The organism is Rheinheimera sp. (assembly GCF_036568245.1).
Taxonomy (GTDB): Bacteria; Pseudomonadota; Gammaproteobacteria; order Enterobacterales; family Alteromonadaceae; genus Alishewanella.
Map to the genome: position 1 here is coordinate 1 of NZ_DATCSY010000069.1, position 3,733 is coordinate 3,733.

Here is a 3,733-nt window from a genome sequence, read left to right on the forward strand (position 1 = left end):
ACTTGAATTAGTTCCGCCTGATAACACCCGGCTGGTACGGTTTTGCCGGGTATAGCCCACCAATAACCCCAGGCTTTCAGCGTCGTTTTTCCATGAATACACGCCGGTGAACTGCGGCTCATACTTGTCAGTGACGTCCGCATAGGTCGATTCAATGTTCAGCACGCCGGAATTAGCATCCATATCGAATGGCTTACGTGTGTGCAGCAGTACAGTGCCGCCGACTCCACCGGCATCAAGCCTGGCCTCCGGTGATTTAAACACTTCAACGGTCTGGATCATCGCCGATGGCAGCAAGGTGTAATCAAAGGAACGTGACGGCTCGCCCGGTGAAGACGCAATAAAGTTACCGTTTAACTGAGTAAAGGTCAGATCGGACGATAAGCCGCGGATACTGACTGTTGAGCCCTCACCGCCATCGCGCTGGATCACAACCCCTGGCACGCGCTGCAATGAATCAGCAACGTTTTTATCCGGAAACTTACCGATGTCCTCGGCTGTAATCGCATCCACTACTGCGCTGGACAAGCGCTTTATCGCCATATTCTCCGCCATACTGGCGCGGATCCCCCGTACCTGCACCACTTCAACTTCGGCTTCTGCTTTAGCCTCAACAGCTGGTTCAGCTTCCTGCGCCAGCACCATGTTGCTACCGGCAGTTAACAGCAGGCTCAGGCTTACTGCCTGTGCCAAGCGGTGTTTGTGCAGCCTGACCGGCTGCATGGTATTCCCCGTTTTGTCGTACCTGTTTTTACTGTACATAGTGTGTTGCTCTCATTTTTTTAGTTTTAACTATTGTTCTGAGCAATGAGTTTCTCTTACTGCCTAAACGCAATCAGAACCCTGTCTTCTATCACTTGTGTCAGATTGAGTAGCCCTCTGAATACCGAGGGCCTGGTTTAACTTTTTAGCTTCAGCTTGCGCAGCACCTCGTCAGAGGGCCCGTCAAAACTGGGCATCGGTTTATTGCCGATATAGCCAATGTCGGCCATACCGGGTTCAGTGGTGTAGAACGCGGTAGCCGTTAAGTCGCGCACTTTGGCAAAAAAGCGCGCACCGTGTTTTAAGTGGGCGGCTGCTTTGGGTTCAAAACAGATGTCGTCACAAATTTGTCGCTGCTGGTCGGCACTTAGCTTTGCAAAGGCTTTGTCAAAACGCTTTTTCGCTTCGGCGTTTAACCAGACCAGCCCGCCGCGTACCAGCACCAAATCGGCTTTCTGCTGCGGGTAAGGTGCGCTAACCCATTCATTGATAAAGTGCTGGGCACCAAGACTGGCAGCTGAGGGCGACTGCGCATCAGCCGGAATAATGATGTCAGCCAGTATCGCTAAATCATCCAGCTCGGCCTGGGTCAGCGTCATCGACCAGGGCACAATTGGCTTTAACATGTCAGGGTCAGTTGGCCGGTAAATCAGTTCGGCGCCTTTGGTTTTCGCTGTTACCGCAGCAGCATGGCTTGCCATGCTCATTACCGGCATAGCGACAGCCGCCGTTGCCAGCAGCTTTAATGCATCACGGCGTTTAACATTAGTGATCTGGGTTTGTTTGTCGTGTGCCATGTTAAATATTCCTTTGCTTGAACTGCTCAACAATGTAATCACTGGTGCGCCAGGCCAGCGCCAGAATAGTCAGGGTAGGGTTTTTATCGGCATTGGACGCAAAAGGCGCGCCGTCCGCCACAAACAGGTTGGGCACATCCCAGGCCTGGCAATGCTGGTTCAGCACTGATTTTCTGCGGTCTGCACCCATAATGGTGCCGCCAACTTCATGGATAATAGAACCGCCACTGGCGATTGCCTGACGACCATCAGTTTCGATATTGCTGGTTACCTTGCCGCCCATACCGGTGATAATGTCAGCGAAGGTTTTATGCATATGCGCGGCCTGATTGATCTCATGCTCTGACCACTGCCAGTGAAACTTCAGCACAGGTATCCCCCACTGATCGACAACAGTAGGGTCCAGTTCGGCATAGCTGTTTTCATTTGGGATCATTTCACCGCGACCGGCAAAATGCACAAAGGTACCGTAGTAACGCCGGCATGCCTGCTTAAAGTCGGCGCCGTATGCGCCTTCAGTAAAGCTCTGCAGCCCACCAAACGCACCCGCGCCCGGCATACCCCGGCCACCGCTCATTTCAATATGATAGCCACGGGCAAAATTCAGCTTGCCAGCCTTTTGTTGCTTATATAGCCACCACGGCTGATACAAATGCATACCGGATGAGCCGTCTTCATTCATCGGTGGCAGGTTTTCCAGCGCCGGGATCTGGCCACTAACGCCTGCACCGACAGTGTCCATCAGGTATTTGCCAACCAGGCCTGAACTGTTGGCGATACCGTCGGGGAACAGCGGGCTGCGTGAATTAAGGAAAATCCGCGCGGTTTCAGCTGCACTGGCCGCGACAACGATGGCACGGCCTTTTACTTTCACTTCCTGACGGCTGTTTTTGTCGATATAAATTACACCGTCAGCCTTACCGGCTTTGTTTAGCGTAACCTCACGTACCATGGCATCAGTGATAATGGTCAGGTTGCCGGTGGCCAGTGCTGGCGGAATTAACACTGTGGTTGACTGAAAATTGGCCTTAATCGAACAGCCACGGCCACAAGGCGTCGCCCAAAAACAGGCCGCGCGGGATTGCATAGAATCAGCAACTACTTTTTGTCCCAACGCACTGTTTGGAAACAACTTCGCCGGCAGCCGGGTATGATCCTGGCGCTGACTCAAAATGGCCAGGTGCGCCGGGATCACCGGAATATTCAGCTCGTCACAGGATTTTTTTGCCAGCAGCTCATAAGCGCGAGGTTTGGGTGCCGGTTGTAAAATGCCCTCTGGCGAGTCCGGTGTGTTTTCCAGGCCATGGCCGGTTTCACCGTATACCCCAATTAACATTTCAGTTTTATCGTAATAAGGCGCTAAGTCGGCATAGCTTATCGGCCAGTCAAGCCCTAACCCATCGCGGCTGTAGGGTTTAAAATCATACTCGCCGTTGCGCAGTGAAATACGGCCCCAGTGGTTGGTACGCCCGCCAAGCATGCGGGCGCGCCACCAGTCAAAACGCTGCTGTGGCTCACGGCTGGCCTGGGTATAAGGCTCACCCGGGACTTGCCAGCCACCGTCAATGGTAGCGTCATAAAAGCCGAAGGGTTTATCCGGCGTGCTGGCGCCACGCAGCGGTGCTTCTTTTGGCAGATTAAACATCGGTGTTTCAGTTACCGGGTCGTAATGACGGCCGGCTTCTAACATCAATACCTTTAAACCGGCAATGCTGAGTATCAATGCCGACATACCACCACCGGCCCCCGAGCCGACCACTATTACATCATATTCCTGTTGTCCGGACGGTTCTGACATCTTGCGCTCTCCTCGTCTGCACACTTTGCGATAATGTGCTTTGTTATAATATTTTTGCCTTGGCGGCATTGCGGTGTGTTCCGGTTACACATGTAACCGGTTACACTTAAAAGCTAAAAATACCGGACGTTCAGGTCAGTCTTAACGTCCGGCATGGCTGGCGACAGCCAGCAATAAATCTCTGGTAGCCCGGATACCGGCATCTTCGTCAGCATTCTGACCTTCGTACTCGATACCGATATAGCCCTGATAGCCTGATGCCTGGATCAGCTGCCACATGCGCTGATAATCGATACTGGTTTCAGCACCTGAGGCATCAAACGCATAACTCTTTGCACTGACCCCTTTGGCATAGGGCAGCAGCAATTGCATGCCC

The 3,733-nt window shown here is 52.8% G+C and carries 4 protein-coding genes; all 4 read right to left on the reverse strand.

Annotated elements, in window-relative coordinates; translation table 11 throughout:
* A partial coding sequence (locus tag VIN66_RS03080) for a TonB-dependent receptor plug domain-containing protein (protein WP_331922621.1) occupies positions 1–762 on the reverse strand: 762 nt, incomplete at its 3' end.
* A gap of 137 nt (positions 763–899) precedes the next feature.
* On the reverse strand, positions 900–1,559 hold the full coding sequence (locus VIN66_RS03085; protein ID WP_331922622.1) for a gluconate 2-dehydrogenase subunit 3 family protein: 660 nt from the start codon (positions 1,557–1,559) through the stop codon (positions 900–902).
* Position 1,560: 1 nt separating this feature from the next.
* Positions 1,561–3,357: a GMC family oxidoreductase gene (locus tag VIN66_RS03090; protein WP_331922623.1), complete on the reverse strand. Its 1,797-nt coding sequence runs from the start codon at positions 3,355–3,357 to the stop codon at positions 1,561–1,563.
* Positions 3,358–3,498: 141 nt separating this feature from the next.
* On the reverse strand, positions 3,499–3,733 hold a 235-nt coding region (locus VIN66_RS03095; RefSeq protein ID WP_331922624.1), incomplete at its 5' end, for a hypothetical protein.